The sequence below is a fragment of the Oryzobacter terrae genome (genome assembly GCF_042756445.1).
In the GTDB taxonomy this organism is placed as follows: domain Bacteria; phylum Actinomycetota; class Actinomycetes; order Actinomycetales; family Dermatophilaceae; genus Oryzobacter; species Oryzobacter terrae.
Genome location: NZ_CP170578.1, coordinates 347114 through 370624 on the forward strand (window position 1 = coordinate 347114; position 23511 = coordinate 370624).

18 protein-coding genes are annotated in these 23511 nt (G+C 73.2%); 11 read left to right on the plus strand and 7 right to left on the minus strand.

Annotated features, from left to right (window positions below; genetic code table 11):
* Positions 1-25: 25 nt before the first annotated feature.
* A complete protein-coding gene (locus ACFWN3_RS01690) occupies positions 26-1153 on the plus strand; it encodes an acyltransferase family protein (RefSeq protein WP_377642800.1) in 1128 nt (375 codons plus the stop codon).
* 54 nt (positions 1154-1207) lie between these two features.
* On the opposite strand, the gene ACFWN3_RS01695 is transcribed toward ACFWN3_RS01690, so the two are convergent.
* Complete coding sequence (locus ACFWN3_RS01695) at positions 1208-2005, minus strand: DUF4184 family protein (protein ID WP_377642801.1); 798 nt, start codon at positions 2003-2005, stop codon at positions 1208-1210.
* A 108-nt stretch (positions 2006-2113) separates the two neighbouring features.
* Complete coding sequence (rpsA, locus tag ACFWN3_RS01700) at positions 2114-3631, minus strand: 30S ribosomal protein S1 (protein WP_377642803.1); 1518 nt, start codon at positions 3629-3631, stop codon at positions 2114-2116.
* A gap of 157 nt (positions 3632-3788) precedes the next feature.
* On the opposite strand from rpsA, the gene ACFWN3_RS01705 reads away from it, so the two are divergent.
* Positions 3789-4586 (plus strand): class I SAM-dependent methyltransferase, encoded by a 798-nt coding sequence (locus ACFWN3_RS01705; protein ID WP_377642805.1) that lies wholly within the window; start codon positions 3789-3791, stop codon positions 4584-4586.
* A gap of 123 nt (positions 4587-4709) precedes the next feature.
* The gene (locus tag ACFWN3_RS01710; protein ID WP_377642806.1) at positions 4710-6236 is read left to right on the plus strand and encodes an MFS transporter; all 1527 of its coding nucleotides are present in this window, start codon (positions 4710-4712) and stop codon (positions 6234-6236) included.
* A gap of 96 nt (positions 6237-6332) precedes the next feature.
* Here ACFWN3_RS01710 and ACFWN3_RS01715 read toward each other — a convergent pair whose 3' ends face one another.
* Positions 6333-7274, minus strand: a complete 942-nt coding sequence (locus tag ACFWN3_RS01715; RefSeq protein ID WP_377642808.1) for a DUF3068 domain-containing protein — start codon at positions 7272-7274, stop codon at positions 6333-6335.
* 181 nt (positions 7275-7455) lie between these two features.
* On the opposite strand from ACFWN3_RS01715, the gene ACFWN3_RS01720 reads away from it, so the two are divergent.
* The gene (locus ACFWN3_RS01720) at positions 7456-8634 is read left to right on the plus strand and encodes an acyltransferase family protein (RefSeq protein ID WP_377642809.1); all 1179 of its coding nucleotides are present in this window, start codon (positions 7456-7458) and stop codon (positions 8632-8634) included.
* Between the two features lie 30 nt (positions 8635-8664).
* On the opposite strand, the gene ACFWN3_RS01725 is transcribed toward ACFWN3_RS01720, so the two are convergent.
* Positions 8665-9507, minus strand: coding sequence for a 2OG-Fe(II) oxygenase (locus ACFWN3_RS01725; protein ID WP_377642811.1), 843 nt, complete (start codon positions 9505-9507; stop codon positions 8665-8667).
* A gap of 108 nt (positions 9508-9615) precedes the next feature.
* Here ACFWN3_RS01725 and ACFWN3_RS01730 point away from each other — a divergent pair, with 108 nt between their 5' ends.
* Genes ACFWN3_RS01730 through ACFWN3_RS01740 form a run of 3 tightly spaced genes read left to right on the plus strand, consistent with a single transcriptional unit; the run spans position 9616 to position 14293 of the window.
* On the plus strand, positions 9616-11073 hold the full coding sequence (locus ACFWN3_RS01730) for a bifunctional glycosyltransferase/class I SAM-dependent methyltransferase (RefSeq protein WP_377642813.1): 1458 nt from the start codon (positions 9616-9618) through the stop codon (positions 11071-11073).
* Positions 11074-11099: 26 nt separating this feature from the next.
* Positions 11100-13133 (plus strand): hypothetical protein, encoded by a 2034-nt coding sequence (locus ACFWN3_RS01735; protein ID WP_377642814.1) that lies wholly within the window; start codon positions 11100-11102, stop codon positions 13131-13133.
* Complete coding sequence (locus ACFWN3_RS01740) at positions 13130-14293, plus strand: glycosyltransferase family 4 protein (RefSeq protein ID WP_377642816.1); 1164 nt, start codon at positions 13130-13132, stop codon at positions 14291-14293. The genes ACFWN3_RS01735 and ACFWN3_RS01740 overlap by 4 nt, the downstream gene beginning before the upstream one ends.
* On the opposite strand, the gene ACFWN3_RS01745 is transcribed toward ACFWN3_RS01740, so the two are convergent.
* Positions 14271-14411 (minus strand): DUF2613 family protein, encoded by a 141-nt coding sequence (locus ACFWN3_RS01745; RefSeq protein WP_377642818.1) that lies wholly within the window; start codon positions 14409-14411, stop codon positions 14271-14273. The genes ACFWN3_RS01740 and ACFWN3_RS01745 overlap by 23 nt on opposite strands.
* A 20-nt stretch (positions 14412-14431) precedes the next feature.
* Positions 14432-16201, minus strand: coding sequence for a hypothetical protein (locus tag ACFWN3_RS01750; protein WP_377642820.1), 1770 nt, complete (start codon positions 16199-16201; stop codon positions 14432-14434).
* A 62-nt stretch (positions 16202-16263) separates the two neighbouring features.
* Here ACFWN3_RS01750 and ACFWN3_RS01755 point away from each other — a divergent pair, with 62 nt between their 5' ends.
* Positions 16264-16992 (plus strand): class I SAM-dependent methyltransferase, encoded by a 729-nt coding sequence (locus ACFWN3_RS01755; RefSeq protein ID WP_377642821.1) that lies wholly within the window; start codon positions 16264-16266, stop codon positions 16990-16992.
* Between the two features lie 45 nt (positions 16993-17037).
* Positions 17038-18369 (plus strand): lipopolysaccharide biosynthesis protein, encoded by a 1332-nt coding sequence (locus tag ACFWN3_RS01760; protein WP_377642823.1) that lies wholly within the window; start codon positions 17038-17040, stop codon positions 18367-18369.
* A 48-nt stretch (positions 18370-18417) separates the two neighbouring features.
* Here ACFWN3_RS01760 and polA read toward each other — a convergent pair whose 3' ends face one another.
* Positions 18418-21114, minus strand: a complete 2697-nt coding sequence (polA, locus tag ACFWN3_RS01765) for a DNA polymerase I (protein ID WP_377642825.1) — start codon at positions 21112-21114, stop codon at positions 18418-18420.
* Between polA and ACFWN3_RS01770 the strand changes: the two genes are divergently transcribed.
* Positions 21113-21577 carry a hotdog fold thioesterase gene (locus tag ACFWN3_RS01770; RefSeq protein WP_377642827.1) on the plus strand — a complete coding sequence of 155 codons (465 nt, stop codon included), beginning with the start codon at positions 21113-21115 and terminating at the stop codon, positions 21575-21577. The two genes, polA and ACFWN3_RS01770, sit on opposite strands and share 2 nt — an antisense overlap.
* Positions 21578-21764: 187 nt before the next feature.
* Positions 21765-23504 carry a DUF1800 domain-containing protein gene (locus ACFWN3_RS01775; RefSeq protein WP_377642829.1) on the plus strand — a complete coding sequence of 580 codons (1740 nt, stop codon included), beginning with the start codon at positions 21765-21767 and terminating at the stop codon, positions 23502-23504.
* The last annotated feature ends 7 nt before the right edge of the window (positions 23505-23511 follow it).

A 23511-nucleotide genomic window follows, 5' to 3' on the forward strand; every position in this document is an offset into this window, starting at 1 on the left:
CCGACGCGTCGGGACGAGGTCGGCCGTGCTGGACGGCGTCCGCGGCCTGGCGATCCTCCTCGTCGTCCTCTCGCACTCGTGGAAGGTGTGGCCCGCCGAGGAGCGCGGCACGCTCGGCTCCCTCGAGGCGCTGTTCTCCAGCGGGAGCGTCGCGGTCAGCATCTTCTTCGTCATCACCGGCTTCCTCGTGACGCGCACCCTGGTGCGACGACTCGACGAGGTCGGGCCCGTCGGCCCCCTCGCGTGGTTCACCGGGCGCGTCCTGCGGATCACCGTCCAGGTGTGGGTCCTCCTGGGTGCCGTGTACCTCGCGTCGCGGGTCGACGGCACGGACGTCACTCCGCCCGCCGTGACCCGCGAGTCACTGCTCAGCGCGGCCGGCTACACGTGGAACACGTACGTGCGTGAGAACGCGCTGTCGGCCCGCTCCGACATCGGGGCGCTGTACTTCCTCTGCATCGACATCCAGGTCCTCAGCGCCCTCCTCCTCGCGATCCTCGTGCTGGCCCGGGCACGCACGGTGCTCACGCTCGGCGTCCTCGTCCTCCTCGTCGGATCGTCGGTCTGGCGTGCGCTGGCCTACGAGCAGGACGGGTGGTTCTCCGCGACCCTCACGACGACCACCCGGATGGACTCGATCCTCTGGGGGGTGGCCGCGGCCCTGCTCGTCGACCGCCTCACCGCCCTGCGGCGCCACGGTGACGGCCTGCTCGGCGCTGCGACCCTGGTCATCGGTGGCTGCGTGGTGAGCACGGCGTTCTGGGGACTCGAGGCGTACTTCACGGTCGTGGGACCGGTGATCGGTGCCGCCACCGCCCTCCTCGTCATCGCGGACACCGCGCCGAGACCTCGAGCCGGGTACGCCGACCGCCTCTGGGACTGGCCGCCCCTTGTCGTGCTGGGCCGTGCGTCCCTCACGGTGTTCCTCTGGCACATCCCGGTCTTCGAGGCCGTCGCTCGCCACACGCCCGAGTGGCACCCTCTCCCACGGACCCTCGTGGCGGTCGCTCTCCTCGCGGTCGTCGTCGTGGTCGTCGAGCGCCTCGTCGCTCGACCGGTCACGAGTTGGGTGGGTCGGCTGTCCGAGAAGAGCGCGCGACGGCCCGCCCGCGACACCGCCCAGCTCCCCACGCCGGAGGCCGTGCGCGCGTGAAGCCCGAACGCCCACGGGGTTCGAGGTGGTCGACGGGGGCGCGGGACCGGCGGATCACCTCGAACCGGTCACCCGGCCCAGTGCGGCGTCGCCCGTCCGCGTCCCGCACCGGCGGCGGCGCAGGAGGTGCCACCCGACGGCGGCGAGGACGACGAGGACGGACGAGAGCGCCACGGCCCGGGTGAAGCCGACGAAGAGGGCGTTGACGAGGTAGGTGAAGTCCCAGGCGACCGCTGCCGTGATGGAGGCGCACAGCGCCACCGGTACGACGACGACGAGGACGCGGGCCACCCACCGCTCGGCCTGCGTGAGCACCGGGGCGTCCTCGACCACGGCCGGGGCCTCGCGCAGGCGCACGGCGGCCCACGCCGCGAGGGCGACGAGGCCGACGACGCCGGAGCCGTCCTGGAGCACCGAGGTCGCGGGCTGGCCGGCCCAGACCGCGTCCCGCAGCCCGGGGACGTGCGCTGCACCCCAGCCGTCACGGTGCGTGAACGAGTCCCAGACGACGTGGGTCACCGACCCGCCGAGGAGCCCGAGCACGACCCGACCCCAGCGGCCGCGGGGCACCACGGGCCAGGACACCCGACGTCGGGCGTCCTCGGGGAGCAGGTCACGCGCAGCCGCGCCGACGACCGTCCACCAGGCGGCGAGCACGAGACCCCCGAGGACGAGGTCGACGGTCAGCAGGCCGACGAGCGAGTGGGAGTACGCCCGGGCGTTCCCGACCGGGGCGAAGTAGACGAGGTCGGGCGACATCGACCCGACCACCCACGCCGCGGGAACGACCCACGAGCGGCGCCGACCCAGCACCGGCAGGACGGCCGCCACGTGCGCGGGGGTGATGGGCATGCGCGGCACCCTAGCCGGGGCCTCGTTCACCGGGACGCGGCGAGGCCCGGCCACCCTGACGGGTGACCGGGCCTCGGAGCGAACCGGTGCGCCTGGCGGCGCAGCGGCTCAGTTGCCGGTGAGCTTCTCGCGCAGGGCGGCAAGGGCCTCGTCGGAGGCCAGCGTGCCCTCGTTCGTGGCGGCCGGCGGGCGCGGGGCGCTGCCGGTGTCGTCCTGCTCGTCGTCGGACGACGAGGAGGACGAGGCACCCGACTCCGAGGAGTACGAGGTGGACTCGCTGCTGCCGGCGGCCTCGGCGTCGGCCTTGGCGAAGGCCTCGACCTGGGCGCGGTGCGCCTCCCAGCGCGAGTGCGCCTCGGCGTACTGCTTCTCCCAGGTCTCGCGCTGGGACTCGAAGCCCTCGAGCCACTCGTTGGTCTCCGGGTCGAAGCCCTCGGGGTACTTGTAGTCACCCTTGTCGTCGTACTCGGCGGCCATGCCGTAGAGGGTCGGGTCGAACTCGACCTGGTTGGCGCCGTCCTCGTTCGCCTGCTTCAGCGACAGCGAGATGCGGCGACGCTCGAGGTCGATGTCGATGACCTTGACGAAGATGTCGGTCCCGACCGTGACGACCTGCTCCGGCAGCTCCACGTGGCGCTCGGCCAGCTCGGAGATGTGGACCAGGCCCTCGATGCCGTCGTCGACGCGCACGAACGCTCCGAACGGGACGAGCTTGGTGACCTTGCCCGGGACGACCTGACCGATCGCGTGGGTCCGGGCGAAGTGCTGCCACGGGTCCTCCTGCGTCGCCTTGAGCGACAGGGAGACGCGCTCGCGGTCCATGTCGACGTCGAGCACCTCGACGGTGACCTCGTCGCCGACCTCGACGACCTCGGACGGGTGGTCGATGTGCTTCCAGGACAGCTCGGAGACGTGGACGAGACCGTCGACGCCGCCGAGGTCGACGAACGCACCGAAGTTGACGATCGAGGACACGACACCCGTGCGGACCTGGCCCTTGCCGAGCTCCTTGAGGAAGGTCGTGCGGACCTCGGACTGCGTCTGCTCGAGCCAGGCACGGCGCGACAGGACCACGTTGTTGCGGTTCTTGTCGAGCTCGATGATCTTGGCCTCGATCTCCTTGCCGACGTACGGCTGGAGGTCGCGGACGCGACGCATCTCGACGAGGGAGGCGGGGAGGAAGCCACGCAGGCCGATGTCGAGGATGAGCCCACCCTTGACGACCTCGATGACGGAGCCGGTGACGACGCCGTCCTCCTCCTTGATCTTCTCGATCGTGCCCCAGGCGCGCTCGTACTGGGCGCGCTTCTTGGACAGGATCAGACGACCCTCCTTGTCCTCCTTCTGGAGGACCAGGGCCTCGACCTCGTCGCCGACCTTGACGACCTCGTTGGGGTCGACGTCGTGCTTGATGGACAGCTCGCGCGAGGGGATGACGCCCTCGGTCTTGTAGCCGATGTCGAGCAGGACCTCGTCCCGGTCGACCTTGACGATGCGACCTTCGACGATGTCGCCGTCGTTGAAGTGCTTGATCGTCGCGTCGATCGCGGCGAGGAGGTCTTCCTCAGAGCCGATGTCGTTGATGGCGATCTGAGGGGCGGTCTTGTCGACCGTGCTGGCAGTCATGTAGTAGGAACTCCGATGTGGACAGATGGCTTCGATGGGATGGTACGAGCGCAGGCGTGACCCACAGAGGTCACACGAGTGCTCGCCCAGCCTACCGGCCCGTGCGTGCCGGGGCCAAAAGGGGTGCTCCCGCGGTGCCCGTCGCCCGGGCGGGCCGATGAGCGAGGCCGCCCGCCGACCCGTCGGCGACGCCGAGACCCGGGCCGCCAACCGCTCGTGGTGGGACGGCGAGGCCGAGGACTACTACGCCGAGCACGGCGGCTTCCTCGGTGACTCCTCCTTCGTCTGGGGCCCCGAGGGCTGGACCGAGGACGAGCTGGACCTCCTCGAGGTCCGCGACGGGATGACGGTGCTCGAGATCGGCGCCGGCGCCGCCCAGTGCTCCCGCTGGCTCGCACGCCACCGCGACGTGCGGGTCGTCGCGAGCGACCTCTCGATGGGGATGCTGCGCCGCGGCCGCGCCATCGACGCCGGCTCCCCCGCCGCTCCCCTCCCCCTCCTCCAGGTCGACGGGACCGTGCTGCCCTTCGCCGACGGCAGCCTCGACCGGGTCTTCACGGCGTACGGCGTCATCCCCTTCGTGGCCGACAGCGGGGCGGTGCTCGCCGAGGCCGCCCGGGTGCTGCGCCCCGGCGGGCGGTTCGTGTTCTCGACGTCGCACCCCGTGCGCTGGGCCTTCCTCGACGACCCGGGCCAGCGGGGGCTGACCGCGCAGACGTCGTACTTCGACCGCACGCCGTACGTCGAGAGCGAGGCCGGCGTCGTCACGTACGCCGAGCACCACCGCACGATCGGCGACCTCGTCCGCCAGGTCCACGCCGCGGGCCTGGTCCTCGTCGACCTCGTCGAACCGCAGTGGCCCGAGCGCAACGAGACCACGTGGGGCGGGTGGTCACCCCTGCGCGGTGCCCTGCTCCCGGGGACGGCCATCCTCGTGTGCGACCGACCCGCCTGACGGCTCCGCGACCGGTCGCGAAGTCGCCCGCACGACTCCCCCCACGGGCCCGACCTGCAGGAATAGGTTGACCGGCGGTGTCGACGCCCGTCGGCCCGCCCCTGCTCCCCGAGGAGGCCGACGATGGCGTCGGACGTCGAGACCGGACGCATCACCACCGACATCCCCGCGCGCATGGACCGGTTGCCCTGGTCGCGCTGGCACTGGCTCGTCGTCATCGGGCTGGGGACGGTCTGGATCCTCGACGGTCTCGAGGTGACGATCGTCGGCTCGATGTCGGAGGCCCTCAAGCCCGACGACACCGGCCTCGGCCTCACCAGCTCGGACATCGGGCTGGCGGGGGCGGTCTACGTCGCCGGCGCCTGCCTCGGCGCCCTGTTCTTCGGGCAGCTGACCGACAGGTTCGGGCGCAAGAAGCTCTTCCTCGTCACGCTGGGCGTCTACACGGTCGCCACGGTCGCGACGGCGTTCGCCCCGAACCCGCTGTGGTACTTCATCGCCCGGTTCTTCACCGGCGCGGGCATCGGAGGCGAGTACGCGGCCATCAACTCGGCCATCGACGAGCTGATCCCCAAGAAGTACCGCGGACGCGTCGACGTCGCGATCAACGGGTCGTTCTGGGTCGGCGCCGCGCTCGGCTCGCTGCTCACCATCCCGCTCCTGGACCCGCAGCTCCTCGACCCGGGCATCGGCTGGCGGCTCGCCTTCGGCCTCGGTGGCATCCTCGCCATCGGCATCCTCATCGTCCGCCGGCACGTCCCCGAGAGCCCCCGCTGGCTCTTCATCCACGGCCAGGAGGACGAGGGCGAGCGGATCGTGCGCTCCATCGAGGACACCGTGGCGAAGGAGAGCTCTGGTTCGCTGCCCGACGTCGAGGACGACTCGATCACCATCCGGCAGCGCCGCACCATCGGGATCGCGGAGATCGCCCGCACCGTCGTCACGCTCTACCCGAAGCGCACGATCCTGTGCTTCTCGCTGTTCGTCGGGCAGGCCTTCCTCTACAACGCGTTCTTCTTCACCTACGGCGACTCGCTGACGACGTTCTTCGACGTCAAGCAGACCGGGTGGTTCCTCGCGGTCTTCGCCGTGAGCAACTTCCTCGGCGCCCTGCTGCTCAGCCCGCTGTTCGACACGGTGGGCCGGGTCCGGATGATCACGGGCACCTACGTCCTGTCGGGCGTGCTGCTCGCGATCGCCGGGTTCTCGCTCGGCTCGCTCTCCGCGGTGACGCTGACGATGTTCGGCGTGGCGATCTTCTTCTTCGCCTCGGCCGGGGCCAGTGCCGCCTACCTCACGGCGAGCGAGGTGTTCCCGCTCGAGACGCGGGCCCTGTGCATCGCGTTCTTCTACGCCATCGGCACGGCGGCGGGCGGCATCAGCGGACCCCTGCTGTTCGGCAAGCTCATCGAGGACGCGAGCGAGTCCAAGGACATCACCGGTCTCGCGCTCGGCTACTTCCTCGGTGCCGCCCTCATGGTCGCGGCGGGCCTGGTCGCCGCCTTCCTGGGGGTCCACGCCGAGGGCCAGTCGCTCGAGAGCATCGCCCAGCCGCTCACCGTCGAGGACGCCGACGACACCGGGAGGGGCTCGGACAGCGACGGCTCGAACGCCGACGGCCCGCGCTCCCCGGCGCCGTCCACGGCCTGAGGACCGGCGCCGCGGACTGCTCCGCGGACCGCGCGAAGGCCCCTCCCGACGACGGTGTCGGGAGGGGCCTTCGCGATGGGGTGGGACGCCGTGCGGTCAGCGACGGCGGGAGCCGGTGAGCTCCCCGACCGAGGAGTTCGGGGCGTCGTCACGACCGCCGCGGTTGCGGCCGAGCCCGAGGAGGATGCCGCCGACGAGGGCGACGACCCCGAGGACACCACCGACGAGCGGCACCGTCGAGGTCAGCAGGGAGAGCCTCGAACCGTTGTCCTTGGCCGACTGGACGTTGGCGGCGACCGTCTCGTCGGTGAAGCCGAAGTCGAGGTCGAGCAGGGTCTGGCCGTTGTCGGCCTGGGTGCGGGTCTGCTGCTCGGTCTGGTCGATGATCGAGCCGGTGACCGGGTCGATCCACATCGTCTTCTCGGAGGAGTACTTGCCGAGGACGCCCGAGGTGATCTCGATGTCGGCGTCGGTGATCGAGACGAGGAACTTGTAGGTCTCGAGGCCGTCGATCTCCTCGGTGCCCTGGAAGGTCGCGTCGACCGCCGTCCCGGTGAGGCCGTCCCAGATCGGGTAGGTCTTCTGCTCGACGTCGAAGGGGAACTTGTTGACCAGGCCCTCCCGCGGCTCGGCGTCGGCCGGGAGGTTCTCGAAGTCGGAGACCGACAGGCCGGTGCGGCGGTCGGTGGCGAACACCGAGGTGCCGGCCGAGACGAGGCGCTTCTCGGGGTCGTCGGCGGACACGCAGTCGGGGGCGTTGCCGTCGGGGTCCTTGACGAGGCAGCTCGAGGACTGGAAGAGCACGACGTCGTCGGTGCTCAGCTCGGAGTCGGCGTGGGTGACGCTCGTCGCCCGGACGGGGGTCGGCTGGAGCGCCGTGCCGTCGAACAGCTGGGCATCACCGCTGAGGCGGGTGACCGAGTCGACGTCGAGGGGGGTCTTCTTCACCTGCCCCGGGGCGTAGAACGCCGCCAGGCCGGCGACGACGACGAGGAACGCGCCGAGAAAGACGAGCAGCTTGGTCACGACACCGCGCACAGGAACCCTCCGTTGGCTTGAAGTGCTGCCGAACTGTAGCAGTGAGGAAACTCGTCAGTAACCACCTCGTAACGGTGTGGCGCGCGCCCGTGACCGGACCGTTGTCGAGGGTCCGGAGGGAACCCGTTGCGACCCTCGACGGCGCCGGTGTGGACGCGCTCCTCGGCTACAGTCCTCGCCCATGGAGACCGCGAGCCCCGAGCAGCCACGGGTCCGGTCGGCGGCCCTGGACTGGCTGCGCGGCATCGCGATGCTCCTCGTCCTCCTCTCGCACGGGTGGGCCCTGTGGTCCACGACCGCGCTCGAGGGCGTGCCTCCCCTCCTCAACGTCATCCAGAGCGGCAACCTCGCGGTGTCGGTCTTCCTCGTCGTCGCCGGCTTCCTCCTCACCCGCTCGCTCGTCGGCACGGGGGTGCGCGAGGACGACGCGGGACGCGTCGGCCGGATCGAGGCGGCGCGACCGGTCGCGGCCGTGCTGTCGCGCCTCGTCCGGGTCAGCGCGCAGGTCTACGTGCTGCTGGCCGTCGTCGTGCTCGTCGCGCTCGTCGACCCCAAGGAGCTCCTGACGTTCGGCCAGACCATGGGCACGGTCGCGGCGGTCGCCTCGTACACGTGGAACTGGTACCTGCAGACGAGCTCCCCGATCGCCCGACCCGACCTCGGTCACCTCTGGTACACCGCCGTCTACGTCCAGGTGACCGTCGTCCTCGTCGTGCTCGTGCGCTCCCTGCGACACCGCCGGACCGTCCTCACGCTCGTCGTCGCCGGCCTGCTCCTCGCCTGCAGCGTCTGGCGCGGCCACGTCGGCGGCTCCGAGGGCGCCTACCTCTCGCTCCTGCGGACGACGACGCGGATGGACGGCATGCTCTGGGGCGCGCTCGTCGCCCTCGCCTGGCCGTGGCTGGTCCGGGCCCGGGCACACGCGACGACGATCGCCGGGTGGTCGCTCCTCGGCCTCCTCGCCCTCGTCCTCACCCTCGGCAACTCCATGTCCTACATGGGCTGGGGCGGGGTCGGCGTCAACCTGTGCGTCGCCGCCTTCGTCGCCGCGACCCCGGGGCTGCTGGACCACCCGCGGTGGGTCCGGGCCACGTCGTGGCGCCCGCTCGTCGCCCTCGGGCGCGCGTCGCTCGCGGTGTACGTCTGGCACTACCCCGTGTTCTTCATGGTCGCCCGGCACGGCGGCTCGTGGCCCGACGTCGCCAAGGTCGCCCTGTCGGCGAGCGTCATCAGCGTCGCCGTCGTCGTGACGACCCGGTGGGTCGAGCGTCCGGTCGCCCGCGTCACGGAGCGGCTGCTGCGACGCCTGTCCTCGCGGTCGGAGCGCACGCCCGAGCGTGACCCCGTCGTCACCGGCTGACGCCGGCCCGCGGGCGGGGACGCCCTGCGGTCAGCCCCGGCGCCGCAGCCGGCTGGCGCGGGCCAGCAGGGACTGCACCGCGGTGTCGGAGATGCCGAACCGTCGCTTGAGCCGGTCGTAGAGGTCGAGGGCGTTGCGGTCGGCCCAGATGGCCACCCGCTTCGCGCCGTCGCCCGGACGGGCCCGGTAGTTGGTCGAGCGGCGGACGGGCTCGGCCTCCTGGGTGAAGTAGTAGAGGGCGAGGGACCGACGGGCCTGGCCCTCGGGGCAGGTCAACGGGTCGGGGTGGCCGTGGAAGCTGTCGAGCGAGGTCGTGAAGACGAGCATCCGGTTGCCGGCGGGGGTGACCTTGGCCGCGCACGCGGTCATGTCGCGATCCCACAGCTCGAGCTGGCCGCCCCACTCGGCGGGCCACTCCTCGTTGAGGTACAGCAGGATGTTGACCCGCCGGGCCCACGTCTCGTGGACGTGGTGGGTCGAGAAGTCGGCGTGGATGTTGAGGTGGCCCCCGCGCAGCGTCTGGTGCAGGCCGCCGCCGTCCATCGACCAGTCCGGGATGAGCCCGTCGATGCCCGTCAGCTGCTCGAGGTAGGCGACGAACTCGGGGCCGCACAGCTCCTTCGCCACGGCCGAGAGCGTGGCGCCCCAGGTGTCCGGCGACGTGTTGCTGTACTTCGTCTCGTTGACGTGGAGGTAGCCGCGCCAGAACGGGTCGCCGACCGGCGGGAACTGCGCGACGGCCGCGGCGAAGGCCTCCGGCGTCAGCACGCCGTCGACCACCGTGTGGGGGAAGGGGTCGGCCTCGGCGTACGCGGCGGACCGCTCCGGGAGCTCGGCGCGCAGGCGGTGGAGGTCGACGAGGGTGCCCGACATGGCGCCTACTATGACACGACGCGTCTGCGGGTTACCGGTGAGTCACCTACACTCCAGACGTTTCCGTCTCCACCACCTGGTCGGCACCGCCGCCGAGAGGACCGCACCATGAACGTCGAGCCGAGCGACGTCATCTCGTCCCCGCGCGTGGGCGTCCTCGTCGTCGCCTACAACGCCGCGACGACGCTCGTGAAGACCCTCGACCGGCTCCCCCGGTCGTTCCGGGCCACGGTCGACCACGTGCTCCTCTCCGACGACGCGAGCCAGGACGACACGTACGCGGTCGGCCTCGCGTACCGGACGACGACCGACCTGCCGCTGACCGTCGTGCGGCACGAGAAGAACCTCGGGTACGGCGGCAACCAGAAGGCCGGCTACGCCTGGGCGATGAGCCACGGCCTCGACGTCGTCGTCCTCCTCCACGGCGACGGCCAGTACGCGCCGGAGGTCATCGAGGAGGTCGTCGCCCCGATCCTCGACGGCCGCGCCGACGCGGTGTTCGGCTCGCGGATGATGGTGCGCGGCGGGGCTCTCAAGGGCGGCATGCCGCTCTACAAGTTCGTCGGCAACCGGATCCTGTCGACCTTCCAGAACGCGATGACGGGCGCCCGGCTCAGCGAGTGGCACAGCGGCTACCGGGCCTACCGGGTCGAGGCGCTGCGCGACCTGGACCTCGACTCCTACACCGACGACTTCGACTTCGACACCGAGATCATCCTCGGCCTCATCGCCGCCGAGAAGCGCATCGTCGAGGTCCCGATCCCGACGTACTACGGCGACGAGATCTGCTACGTCAACGGCATGGGGTACGCCCGCGACGTCGCCAAGGACGTCATCCGCTACCGCGCCGCCCGGATGGGCTTCGGGCACGGCAGCACGGCCGTCGACCCCAGCGCGTACGAGCTCAAGCCCTCGGCGCACTCCAGCCACGGCCGGCTCCTCGAGTGGCTGCGGGCCGCGCGTCCCGGAGAGGTCCTCGACGTCGGCTGTTCCGACGGCCGCTTCGGCGCGCTCGTGCGCGCCCAGGGCCACCGGGTCCACGGCGTCGACCTCGTCAAGCACGACCACGTCGGCGAGCGGCTCGACTCCTTCGTCGAGGCCGACCTCAACGCCGGCCTGCCCCCCGAGGTCGGGACCGGCTACGACCGGATCGTCGCCGGCGACGTCCTCGAGCACGTCATCGACCCCGCCGCCCTCCTCACCGACCTCGCGACCCGCCTCACCCCGGACGGCGAGGTGCTCGTCTCGATCCCGAACTTCGGCCACTGGTACCCGCGCGGGCGGACCACCCTGGGCCTCTTCGACTACGACACCCGCGGTCCCCTCGACCAGGGGCACGTCCGGTTCTTCACCCGGCGCAGCTTCGAGCGACTCGTGCGCTCGTGCGGGATGCGGGTCGTGGAGCGCGACGTCGTCGGCGTGCCCGTCGACGTCCTCGAGCGCGGCGGACCCGGCGGCCGGGTGGCCGACGTCGTCCGCGTCGCCAGCCGGGCCGAGCGGGGTGCGGCCCGCGCCTGGCCCACGCTCTTCGGCTACCAGCTCCTCTACCGGCTCGCCCCGGCGTGACGGCTGCCCCCACGAGCGTCCGGCGCGTGCGGGTCGCCTCGGTCGCGGGCTGCCTGGGCGGTGCGCTGGCGTTCTTCGCGGTCCTGCTCGACCTGCGCTGGGCTCCGGCTCGCACGGCCATCGAGCTGCGCTACGCCTCGAACTTCTTCGACCTCCAGGCCGACGCCCTCCTCCAGGGCCGGCTCGACGTCCCCGAGGGGAGCCTCGGCATCGAGGGCTTCGTCGTCGGCGACCGCACCTTCATGTACTTCCCGCCGTTCCCCGCGCTCGTCCGCATCCCGGTGATGCTCGTGACGCGCGAGTTCGACGGCCGCCTCACCGTGCTCTCGATGGCCGTCGCGTGGCTCGTCCTCGCGGTCATGGCCACCCGCCTGCTGTGGCTCGTGCGCGCGGTGGTGCACGGGCGCGACAGCCCGGTGGGTCGCCTCGAGGCCGTCGTCGCCGCCGTCCTCCTCGTCGCGATGACGGGAGGCACGGTCCTCACCTTCGACGCGTCGCTGCCGTGGGTCTACCACGAGGTCTACGTGTGGGCGGTCGCGACGGTCGTCGGGGCGCTCTACTGGCTGGTGCGGGTCCTCGACGCGCCGTCGCGTCCGGCACTGGGCTGGCTGCTCGCCTTCGCGGCGGCGGCGGCGCTCACCCGCACGACCGGCGGCTTCGCGGTGTGCGGGGCCATCGGCCTCGCCGCGGCCTGGCAGTGGCTGGCCACCCGCCGCCGGCGGCCGACGCCGCAGGTGATCGTGCTCCTCGTCGCGGCCGTCGTCCCCGTCCTCGCCTCGGTGACGCTCAACCTCGCGAAGTTCGACCACCCGTACCTCTTCCCGCTGCAGGACCAGGTGTGGACGACGGTCAACGAGCAGCGGCGCGCGGCGCTGACCGCCAACGGGGGCACCATCACCGGGCCCCAGTTCCTCTCGACGACGGTCCCGACGTACTTCGCCCTCGACGGCATCCGGTTCACCCCGTACTACCCGTGGGTGTCGATGCCCGCGGAGCCGCCGCCGGTGCGGGACGACGCCGTGTTCGACCAGACCTACCGGACGGCGAGCGTCACGGCGACCACGCCCCTGCTCCTCGCCCTCGCGGTCGCGGCCGTCCCGCTGGCCCTGACCCGGAGGCGGCGCGACATCCTCGTGCCGCCGCTCGCCGGCGCGGCGGCCGTGGGGGCGGGCGTCCTCATGTACGGGTACATCGCCAACCGCTACACGAGCGAGTTCGTGCCCTTCCTCGTCGTGGGGTCGGCCGTGACCTTCGGGGTCGTCGGGCCGTCGCTCCGGCGGTTCGGGCGCGTGGGTGGGGGCGTGCTCGTGTCGGCCGTCGCGGTCCTCACGGCCTACTCGGTCGGCGTCCACACCCTCACCGGGCTCACGACGAGCGCCGTCACCGCCGGGGGCGACCACCTCGTCCGCCAGCTCGAGTGGCAGCGCACGTTCTCGGGTGGCCCGGGCTCCGCGCAGTCACGTCTCCTCACGGTGGTCGACGGGATCCCCGGGCGCCCGAGCCCGCCCGACACCCTCGCCGCGACACCCGGCTGCGCGGCCCTCTACCTCGCCACCGGTGACCGGTACGAGCCCTGGGTCCTCGTCGCCGAGCGCCCCACCGTGCTCGAGGTGGGACTGGACCGCGAGATCGAGCCGGGGACCGTGCGGCTGGCGAGCATCCTCGCGACGACGGTCCGCGACGTCGAGCTCGAGGTGCGGTCCGACCACCACGTCCGGATCGTCGTGCGTGACCAGTACGCGAGCGTCGAGGGGCCGTGGTTCGGGGTCTACCCCACGACGACCTTCCGGCTCGGCATCGCCCCGCGGCCCGAGACCCAGCTCGCGACGGTGACGACCACCCCGGGTGGCTTCGTCGCCAACGTCCCCTACACGCGGCGCGACCTCGACTGGAACACCCGCCCGGGCCAGGTGGTGGTCGACGCCGGAGCGGCCGCCCGGGCACGCGCCCTCGGGGCCACCGTCACCCCCCGGGAGGGACGGCGACCTGCGCTGTGCGACGAGCTGACCCGCGACGCCGGCGCTCCGGTGGGCGCCGCCGCACCGGGTCCGTCGCGATGACCGGCTCCACCGCTGCCGGACGCCCGCTGCGGATCGCGGTCCTCGCCTGGCGGGACCTCGACCATCCCGAGGCCGGCGGGTCCGAGGTCTACGTCCACGAGGTCACGACGCGCTGGGCCCGCGACGGGCACGACGTCACACTCGTCACCGCGCGCCCTCCCGGCCTGCCGGCGCACGAGGTGCTCGAGGGCGTCAGGCACGTGCGGGCCGGTGGTCGGCTGTCCGTCTACCCGCGGGCCCTCGCCTGGGTCGCCCGCCACCGGGGCCGGCTCGACGTCGTCGTCGACGTCGTCAACGGCATCCCGTTCGGGACGCCGCTGGCCCGTCCTCGCGCCACGGTGGCCCTCGTCCACCACGTGCACCGCCAGCAGTGGCGCCTCATCTACCCCGACTGGCGTGGTCGGGCCGGCTGGCTCGTCGAGTCACGGCTCGTGCCGGTGCTGTACCGGCGCGTCCCCTTCGTCACCGTCTCGAGCGCCACTCGTGACGACCTGTCCCGGGTCAGGGTGCGTCCCGCCGCGGTGACCGTCGTGCGCAACGGGCTCACGGCCCGGGCCCGCTCCGAGGAGGGGCGCGCCGTCGAGCCGCACGTCGTCGTCCTCAGCCGCCTCGTCCCGCACAAGCAGGTCGAGCACGTCCTCGAGGCGGCCGCCCGCCTGCGCCACCGGCACCCGGACCTGCGCGTGGACGTCGTCGGTGACGGGTGGTGGCGCGACCGCCTCCAGGCACGCACGGCCGAGCTGGGGGTCGGGGACCTCGTCACCTTCCACGGCCACGTCGACGACGAGGCCCGGGACCGGCTCCTCGCCCGCGCCTGGGTCATGGTCCTGCCGTCGGTGACGGAGGGCTGGGGCATCGCGGTCACCGAGGCAGCCGCCCAGGGGACCCCGACCATCGGCTACCGCTCGAGCGGTGGGCTCACCGAGTCGGTGACCGACGGGGTCACGGGCTGGCTCGCCGACGACCTCGACGGGCTCGTCGACGCCGTCGACGACGTCCTCACCGGGCGGGTCGACCTCGACCGGGCCTCGGCGCGGGCGCGCGAGAACGCCCTGACCCTGGACTGGGAGGCCACGGCCGCGACGTTCCTGGACGTCGTGCGACGGGCGGGTGCGGGCGATCCCGCGGGAGGAGACCTCAGCGGTCGCCGTAGACGATGATCTCCTGGCTGGCAGGGTTCTTGTCGGGCGCAGCGGTCTGGGACGAGACGAGACCGAAGAGCGCCACCGTGGCGATCACGACCCCGGCGACCGCCGGGGCGACGATGTTGCTGATCATGACGTCCTTCCTCGATTGGGCTACGCCACAGTAACAGAGCGGCGGACCGACCTGCCGCGCCTTGGGGCCAGCGACACGACGGCGAGTCCGAGCGCCACCGTGAGGTCGACCACGGCCACGAACCACACCGTCGCCGTGCTCACGCGGGCCGCCGCGGCGCCGTCGGGCGAGGGGCCCGGGAGGCCGAACAGGACGTAGGCCGACCCCGCGACGGGGCGCTCGACACCCGGTGTGGCGCCGAGGGCGTCGAGGAGCGGCGGGGCGGCGGGGTCGTCGACGGCGACGAGCACCCACCGCACGCCCCGCGAGGCGAGCTCGCCCGCCGTCGCGGTCCCCGGCCGTGCCACGACGTCACCGACGGCCGACGCGAGCGGGTCCTCCCCACGCACGACGCGGTCGCCGAGGACGAGGTCGTCGGAGGCGACGACGCGGGCGTCGAGCCATCGCGAGGCAGGGTCGTAGGTCGCGTACGGCCCCGCCCAGCCGTACTCGCGGTAGAGCCGCCACGGCAGCGACACCACGGGCCGCGGGTCGGCCACCACCACCCGAGCGGCTGCCGCCAGCTCGGCCGGGTAGGTCACCGGGGTCAGCACCCGGTGCACGACGACCGCAGCGTCCGGGAGGAGCACGAACGGTGCGAGGACGGCGAGAGCGAGCGCGGTCGGGGCGAGGACGGGCAGCCGGCGGCGGACGGCCGCGAGACCCAGCTGCGCGGCGAGCGCGGCGGCGACCACGGTGAGGACGACGAACGGCGCCAGCCACTTCTGGCCGTCGCGCAGCAGGCCGAGCCCCGGGACGACCTCGGTGAGGTCGGCGACGACGACGCCGACCGGGCCGATCGACGTGAGGGCGGCCACGACGAGGGCGCCGAGTCCCCACGCCCAGACGGCCCGCCCGGGAACCGACGGCCCGAGCCCACGCCGCGCGGCGACGAGGAGGACGAGCACGACGAGCACGGTCGTGAGGTGGCCGAGCCATCCCGTCCGGCTGCCCGGGACGCTCTGACCGTCCCAGATGCCCCCGAGCCCGACCAGCGAGAGCACCGCCGGCCCGGTCCGCTCGGGGCGGGCGGCGAAGGCGGTCACCGCTGCCGGGTCGGACACCGCACCGGCACCACCGAGCAGCGCGGGGAGCAGCCACGGCAGCTGCACCGCGGCCGCGAGCGCGAGCAGTCCGGTGTCACGGCGCGAGCGCACCCCGAGGACCACGGTGGAGACGCCGACGAGGACGGCGCCCGTGGGGGTGAGCGCCCCCAGCGCGAGCCACGGTGCGAGCCGTGCCGTGCGCCCTCGCCGCGGCCGGTCGAGCGACCCCTGCCCGCCCGGGGTCACCGGGCGGAGGGCGGCGACGACCCCGTAGAGCGCGGCGTACCCGGCGAGCAGGGCCCACTGGCCGAGCCCGAGGCGTTCGACGACGAAGGGGTTCCACACGGCCAGGGCCCCCGCGAGGGCGCGGGCCGGGACCCCGAGCGGGCGCACGAGCCGGTGCGCGGCCCACCCGGCGGCCGCGAGCACGAGGACGACCGCGACCCTGCCGAGCACCGCCCCGTCGACGGCGAGGCCGAGGACGCCGACGACGGCGTCGAGGGGGGCCGCCCGCGGGGACCCGGTCCCGAGCCCGAGCGCCTCCGGCCGCAACGGCAGCCGCGGCGTGACCACGAGGTCGCGCGAGAAGAGGTGGCCCCCACGGGTCAGCAGCGGCCAGCAGAGGACGGCGACGGGGACGAGCACCCAGAGGTCGAGGAGGACGTCGACGCGCCGCTGGGGACGCACCTCCCGGTCGTCGGTCACGACGCTGATCTCCCTATGCTGGCGCGGTCGAGCACACCCTAGACCGGAGGAGGTCAGCCACCGTGGAGGCCGACCCCCGCCCCACGCCCTCTCCGCTGACGCTCGGCGAGCTGTGGCCGCGCGTCGACACCGTGCCCGGCTGGCTGACCCGCGACCAGGCGCAGGACCTGTGGGACGCGGTCGCCTCGGCGCCGGCCGACCCGGTCGTCGTCGAGGTGGGCAGCCACCACGGCCGCTCGACGGTGGTCCTCGCGTCGGCCCGGGCGGACGTGCGGGTGACCGCGGTCGACCCCTTCGTCACGGCCCGGCTCTTCGCGGGCCCGTCCGTCCGAGGCGCCTTCGAGGAGACGGTGCGACGGCTCGGCGTGGCCGACCGGGTCGACCTCCGGCCCGTCCCGAGCCGCGTGGCCCGCCTGGCGTGGCGCGACGGATCCGTCGACGTCCTCTACGTCGACGGCAAGCACGACGTGCGCTCACTGGGCGACGACCTCCGGTGGGTCGACCACGTACGGCCCGGCGGTGCGGTCCTGGTCCACGACGCGTTCTCGTCCGTCGGCGTCACCCTCGGCCTCCTCCTCCTCGTCCTCCCCCGCCGCCGGCTGCGGTACACCGGCCGGACGGGATCGCTCGCCTCGTTCGTCGTCGGGCGACCCTCCGCGGCCGACCGCGCCCGCCTGCTGCGCGAGCTGCCGTGGTGGCTGCGCAACGTCGGGATCAAGGTGCTGCTGCGCCTGCGGCTGAGGGGGGTCGCCCGCGCCCTGGGCCACGACGACCCGTACGACCCGTACTGACCCGAGCGTCCACGCCACCTCCCTACCAGGTGGTAACTTTCGCCGGTGGGCAGGACGGACCGGACGGGCGCGGGGTCCGGTGTCGTCGGCGGGGCCGTCGTCGCCGGGGCGATCGCCGTCATGAACGTCACGACGTACGGGCTGACGCTCGCCAGCGCCCGAGTCCTCGGGCCCGACCAGTTCGGCCAGTTCTCGTCGGTCCTCGGCGCCCTCATCGTCGTCAACGTCGTCTCGCTGGCCCTCCAGGCCACCGGCGCGCGCCGGGTCTCGACGACCCCTGGAGACCGCCACCGGATCGAGCGCACCATCCTGCGCGCCACCGCCGTGTGCGCCCTCGGCGTCACGGCCGTGACGCTCCTCGCGACCCCGCTCGTGACGTCAGGGCTCCGGCTCGACTCCCCCACCGGCGCCGTCGCGATGGCGGTGGCGGCGGGCTTCCTCACCCTGATGGGCGGCCAGGCCGGGATCCTCCAGGGCGAGCAGCGGTGGCTGCACCTCGCCGCGGTCTACGCCGCGATGGGCATCGCGCGACTCGCGGCGGGTGGCCTCGCCCTCCTCGTCGACCGGTCGGCCGCCGCCGCCCTCGTCGGCGTCGCCGTCGGTGCGGCCGTGCCGGTGGTCGTCGCCGGGCTCGTGCTGCGCCACCCCGCGCGCACTCGGACCCGCCCGCCGGTGGGAGCCGAGCCGGCGGAGTCCTGGCGGACGTGGGAGCGCGGCGGGATCGCCCGCGAGGTCGTCCACAGCGCCCACGCGCTCCTCGCGTTCTTCGCCGTCTCGAACATCGACGTCCTCCTCGCGCGCGGGCTGCTCGAGGCCGTGCCGGCCGGGCACTACGCGGCCGGCCTCGTCCTCACCAAGGCGATGCTCTTCCTCCCGCAGTTCGTCGTCATCGTGCTGTTCCCGGCGATGGCGCGGTCCCGGGGAGGGCGGCGCACCCACCTGCTCGGGCTCGGCGCGATCCTCGGGCTCGGGGTCGTCGCCGCGCTGGCGGTGGCCCTGCTCTCGGGGCTGGCCCTGGCGTTCGTCGGCGGCGCGGCCTACGAGCCGGTCGAGTCGTCACTGCCGCTGTTCGCCGCCCTCGGCACGGTCCTGGCGATGGTGCAGCTGCTCGTCTACAGCGCCCTCGCGCAGCGCCACCCGCGCGCCGTCGTCTCCCTGTGGGTCGCCCTCGCCGTCACGGCCGCGCTCTCCCCGCTCGCCGACTCCGCCCGCGAGCTGCTCGTCATCAAGCTCGGGGTCGACGCCGCACTCCTCGTCGTCCTCGCCGTCCACCTGCTCGTCGTGACCCCGCGCGAGGCGGAGACGCCGGTGCCGCCCGTCGTCGAGCCGGCCATCGCCGAGGACACCTCGTCGCCGGAGCAGCCGGCCGTCCGCTGACGACGGGCCCGGCCCGGGCCGCGGAGGTCGAGGGGCGCGGGTCGACGGTCAGTGGGCGGCGTCGTGCCAGGAGCGACCCACGCCCACGCTGACGTCGAGGGGGACCTCGCCGAGGTCGAGGGCCGCGCCCATCTCGCGGCGGACGAGCGCCTCGACCGCCTCGCGCTCCCCGGGGGCGACCTCGAGGACGAGCTCGTCGTGGACCTGGAGGAGCATCCGCGACCGGAGGTCGTCGGCCCGCAGGGCGGCGTCGACGCCCTTCATGGCCAGCTTGATGATGTCGGCGGCGGAGCCCTGGATCGGCGCGTTGAGCGCCATCCGCTCGGCGCCCTCGCGGCGCTGGCGGTTGTCGCTCATGAGGTCGGGGAGGTAGCGGCGCCGGCCGAGCATCGTCGCGGTGTACCCGGTGGCGCGGGCCTCGGCCACGACCTCGCGCAGGTAGTCGCGGACCCCGCCGAAGCGGGCGAAGTACTCGTCCATGAGACCCTGCGCCTCGCCGGTGCCGATCGTCAGCTGCTTGGACAGCCCGAACGCCGACAGGCCGTACGCGAGGCCGTAGCTCATCGCCTTGACCTTGCTGCGCATCTCGGCGGTGACGTCCTCGGGGGCGACGCCGAACACCCGGGCGCCGACGAAGCGGTGGAGGTCCTCGCCGGTGCGGAACGCCTCGATGAGGCCCTCGTCGCCGGACAGGTGCGCCATGATCCGCATCTCGATCTGGCTGTAGTCGGCCGACATCAGCGACTCGTAGCCCTCGCCGACGACGAAGACCTCGCGGATGCGCCGGCCCTCCTCGGTGCGGATGGGGACGTTCTGAAGGTTGGGGTCGGTGGACGACAGCCGCCCGGTGGCCGCGATCGTCTGGATGTACGTCGTGTGGATCCGCCGGTCCGGGGCGACCGACTTGATGAGCCCCTCGACGGTGACCCGCAGGCGCGAGGTGTCGCGGTGTCGCAGCAGGGCCTCGAGGAAGGGGTGCTCGGTCTTGACGAAGAGGTCGGCGAGGGCGTCGGCGTCGGTGGTGTAGCCCGTCTTCGTCCGCTTGGTCTTGGGCATGCCGAGCTGGTCGAAGAGGACCTCCTGCAGCTGCTTCGGGCTGCCGAGGTTGACGTCGCGTCGGTCGATGGCGTCCCAGGCGTCGTCCTGCGCCTGGCGCATCTTGGCCCCGAAGTCGGCCTCGAGCGCGGTGAGCGCGTCCTCGTCGACGGCGATGCCGGTGCGCTCCATCGTCGCGAGGATGTCGACGAGCGGGAGCTCGAGGTCGGCGAGCAGGCCGGAGCCGCCCGTCTCCTCGAGCTTCTCGGCGAGGACGGCCGACAGCTCGAGGACGGCGCGCGCCCGCACCATCGCGTCGCGCTCGGCGGTGTCGTCGTCGGTGGCGAAGTCGAGCATGCCCTGATCGGTCTGCTCGGCCTCGGCCTTGAGCTCGCGGCCCAGGTGCCGCACGACGAGGTCCTCGAGGTCGTAGGAGCGCTGGTCGGGACGCACGAGGTAGGCCGCCAGCGCCGTGTCGCTGGTGACGCCACGGACCTCGAGCCCCCGGGTGGCGAGGGCCTGGAGCTGCTCCTTGGCGTCGTGCAGGACCTTGGGGGCGGCGGGGTCGGCGAGCCAGGAGCCGAGGACGGCGTCCTGCTCGGGCGTCAGGGCCGTGAGGTCGAGGTGGCCGGTGGCGCCGTCCTCGCCCGCGAGCGTGACGGCGGTGGCGTCGCCGGAACCGCCGCGGTAGTGGCCGGCGACGACGACGCCGTGCGGGACGGTGCGCCCGACCGCGCCGTCGCCGAAGCGCACGGCGAGGTCGTCGGCGGTGAAGACCTCACCGTCGAGCTCGAAGCCGCCCTCGACCTCGTCGGACTCGACGTCGAAGGTCTGGAACAGCCGGTCGCGCAGGACGCGGAACTCGAGGCCGTCGAAGACGCGGTGGACCTCCTCGCGGTCCCAGGAGTGCCGCTCGAGGTCGGCGACGCGCAGCGGCAACTCGACGTCGTCGACGAGGCGGTTGAGGCGGCGGTTGCGCAGCACCCCGTCGAGGTGCTCGCGCAGGTTCTCGCCGGCCTTGCCCTTGATCTCGTCGGCGTGCGCGACGACGCCGGTGAGGTCGCCGTACTGGGTGATCCACTTCGCAGCCGTCTTCGGCCCGACGCCGGGCACGCCCGGCAGGTTGTCGCTGGACTCGCCGACGAGGGCCGCGAGGTCGCTGTAGCGGTTCGGCGGGACGAGGTACTTCTCCTCGACGGCGGCCGGGTCCATCCGCCAGACCTCGGAGACGCCCCGCACGGGGTAGATCAGGCTGACCTGGTCGGAGACGAGCTGGAACGCGTCGCGGTCGCCGGTGCAGATGACGACCTCGGCCCCCTCGGTGACCGCCTCCTTGGTGAGGGTGGCGATGACGTCGTCGGCCTCGAAGCCCTCGATCCCGACGTGCCGGATGCGCAGCGCGTCGAGGACCTCGCGCAGGAGGGGGAGCTGACCGGTGAACTCGGTGGGGGTCTTGTTGCGCCCCGCCTTGTAGTCGGCGTACTCCTCGAGCCGGAAGGTCTGGCGCGAGACGTCGAAGGCGACGCACACGTGGGTGGGCGCCTCGTCGCGCAGGACGTTGATGAGCATCGAGGTGAAGCCGTAGACGGCATTGGTGTGCTGCCCGGTGCTGGTGGAGAAGTTCTCGACCGGGAGGGCGAAGAAGGCCCGGTAGGCGAGCGAGTGTCCGTCGAGGAGGAGGAGCTTCACGCGTGGCAGCCTATCCACCATGACCGACAGCGACTCCGCCCCGGACCCCACCCCGCAGCCCTCCCCGGACCTCCTGGCCGGGGTGGCCGCGCTGCGGGCGATGAACCCGGACTCCCTGATGCACCGGATGGGCATCGAGGTGCTCGAGGCCAGCACCGAGCGGCTCGTCGCGACGATGCCGGTCGAGGGCAACACCCAGCCCTACGGCCTGCTCCACGGGGGCGCCTCGGTCGTCCTCGCCGAGACCCTCGGCTCGATCGGCGCCGCCCTGCACGCCGGCCCGGGCAAGGCCGTCGTCGGCCTCGACATCAACGCCACCCACCACCGGGCCGCGCGCTCCGGACTCGTGACGGGCACGGCCACGCCGCTCAGCGTGGGCCGGACCCTCGTGTCGTACGAGGTCGTCGTCACCGACGACGAGGGCCGGCGGATCTGCACCTCGCGGATCACCTGCCTGGTGCGCGACGCGGCCCCCGGAGCCTGACGGCGCGGTCCGCCCTCACCGGGGCCCGGAACGGCTCGTTCTCCGGCCCCGGCCAACGTTTCCCCATGGCTTCACCATGGGTGGGTCAAGGGATGGTCAAGAACGGCCCCTCCCGGCCCGATGGGCCGACCCGGGACTGGCTGAACGGTTGACGCCGGGCCCCTGACCTGCGGGGACCATCGAACGCGTGTCCCCTGCCGCACTCCCCCGCCGGTCCGCCACGAGCGCCATCCTGGCGTCCGCCGTGCAGGCCGTGACGCCCGATCCGTCCGTCGCCGCGCGCACCGCCCAGGCCGCCGCGGTCGCCTCCGTGCCCGACCCCACGCCACCGCGCGTCGTCGCCGGCACCTACCCCGAGCCCGTCCCGGAGTCGGCCCCCAGCGCCGCGGCCGTCGACGGCGCGTACACCCCGCGCCTCGCCGTCGGCACCCCGCAGCCGGTCCGCACCGCGTTCGGCCGGGCTCCCATCGCGAGCCGGACCGCGGCGGCGACGACGACCACGACGACGACCCCCGCCGTGGACCCGGCCCACCTCGCCCGCCGCGCGACGTGGGGCGCCACGCCCGCCCTCGTCGCGGAGATCAGGGCCGTCGGGACCACGGCGTGGATCGACGCCCAGCTCAACCCCACGGCCGTGGCCGACACGATGACGGACTCGCTCGTCGCCGCGCAGTGGCCCCGCCTCAAGCTCGCCACGTGGGAGGTCCACGACACCTACTACCCGGACTCCACCGGGGACCTCGGCTACGACATCACCGAGTCCTACGTCGCCCGCGCCATCTGGTCCAAGCGCCAGCTGCTCGAGGTGATGGTCGACTTCTGGACCAACCACCTCGTCGTCACCGCCCCGTGGGGCGAGGCGTGGGACAGCGCCCACCGCTTCCACATCGACGTCATCCGCACGTTCGCCCTCGGCCGCTACGCCGACATGCTCGTCGCCGCGGCCAAGCACCCGGCGATGCTCAACCAGCTCGACAACGCCTCCTCGACCAAGCGCGCCCCGAACGAGAACTTCGGCCGCGAGGTCCTCGAGCTGCACACCGTCGGCGTCGACGGCGGCTACCTCGAGTCCGACATCCGGCGGTCGGCCCTCGCCCTCACGGGGATGTCGACCGACCGCGAGGACGGCGAGTACCAGTACCGCCACATCCGCCACCACCGCGGCGCCCTCGCGGTCCTGGGCTGGTCGAACGCCAACGCCTCGGCGTACGGCGAGGCGGTCGGCGTCCAGTACCTCACCCACCTCGCGCGCCACCCGAAGACGGCCCGCCGGATCGCGACCAAGCTCGCGATCCGGTTCGTCGCCGACGCGCCGCCCGCCGCCCTCGTCGACCGGCTCGCGCAGGTCTACCTCGCCAACGACACCCGGATCGCCCCCGTCGTGCGGGCGCTGCTCACCTCCGCCGAGTTCGCGGCGGCCAAGGGCCAGAAGACCAAGCGACCGCTCGAGGACATCGTCTCGACGGCCCGCGTCCTCGGGGCGGCTCCGGGCACCAACACCAAGGGGTGGCTCAGCGACCTCCTGTGGCACTCGCGGGTCGCCGGACAGGCCCCGATGGGCTGGCCGGCACCCAACGGCTACCCCGACGTCGCGGGCGCCTGGTCCGGGTCGGGCGCGACGCTGGCCCGCTGGAACTGGCACATGGCCCAGGGCTGGCACGCCGTCGACGCCGCGCCCAAGGTCGCCTACCCGGCGCTGCGCTCGCTCCTGCCGGCGACCCTGCCGACGACCTACGGCGGCTACGTCGACGCCCTCGCGAACCGCCTGCTCCTGGCGCCGCTCCCCGCCGCGAAGCGCGACGCGGTCTGCGCCTTCCTCGACAGGACCGCCGCCTCCCCCCTCAAGTCGACCGACGCCGCCGTCGGCTGGCGCCTGCCCTACGTCGTCGCGCTCGTGCTCGACACTCCCGAGTTCGCGACCCGCTGAGGATCCT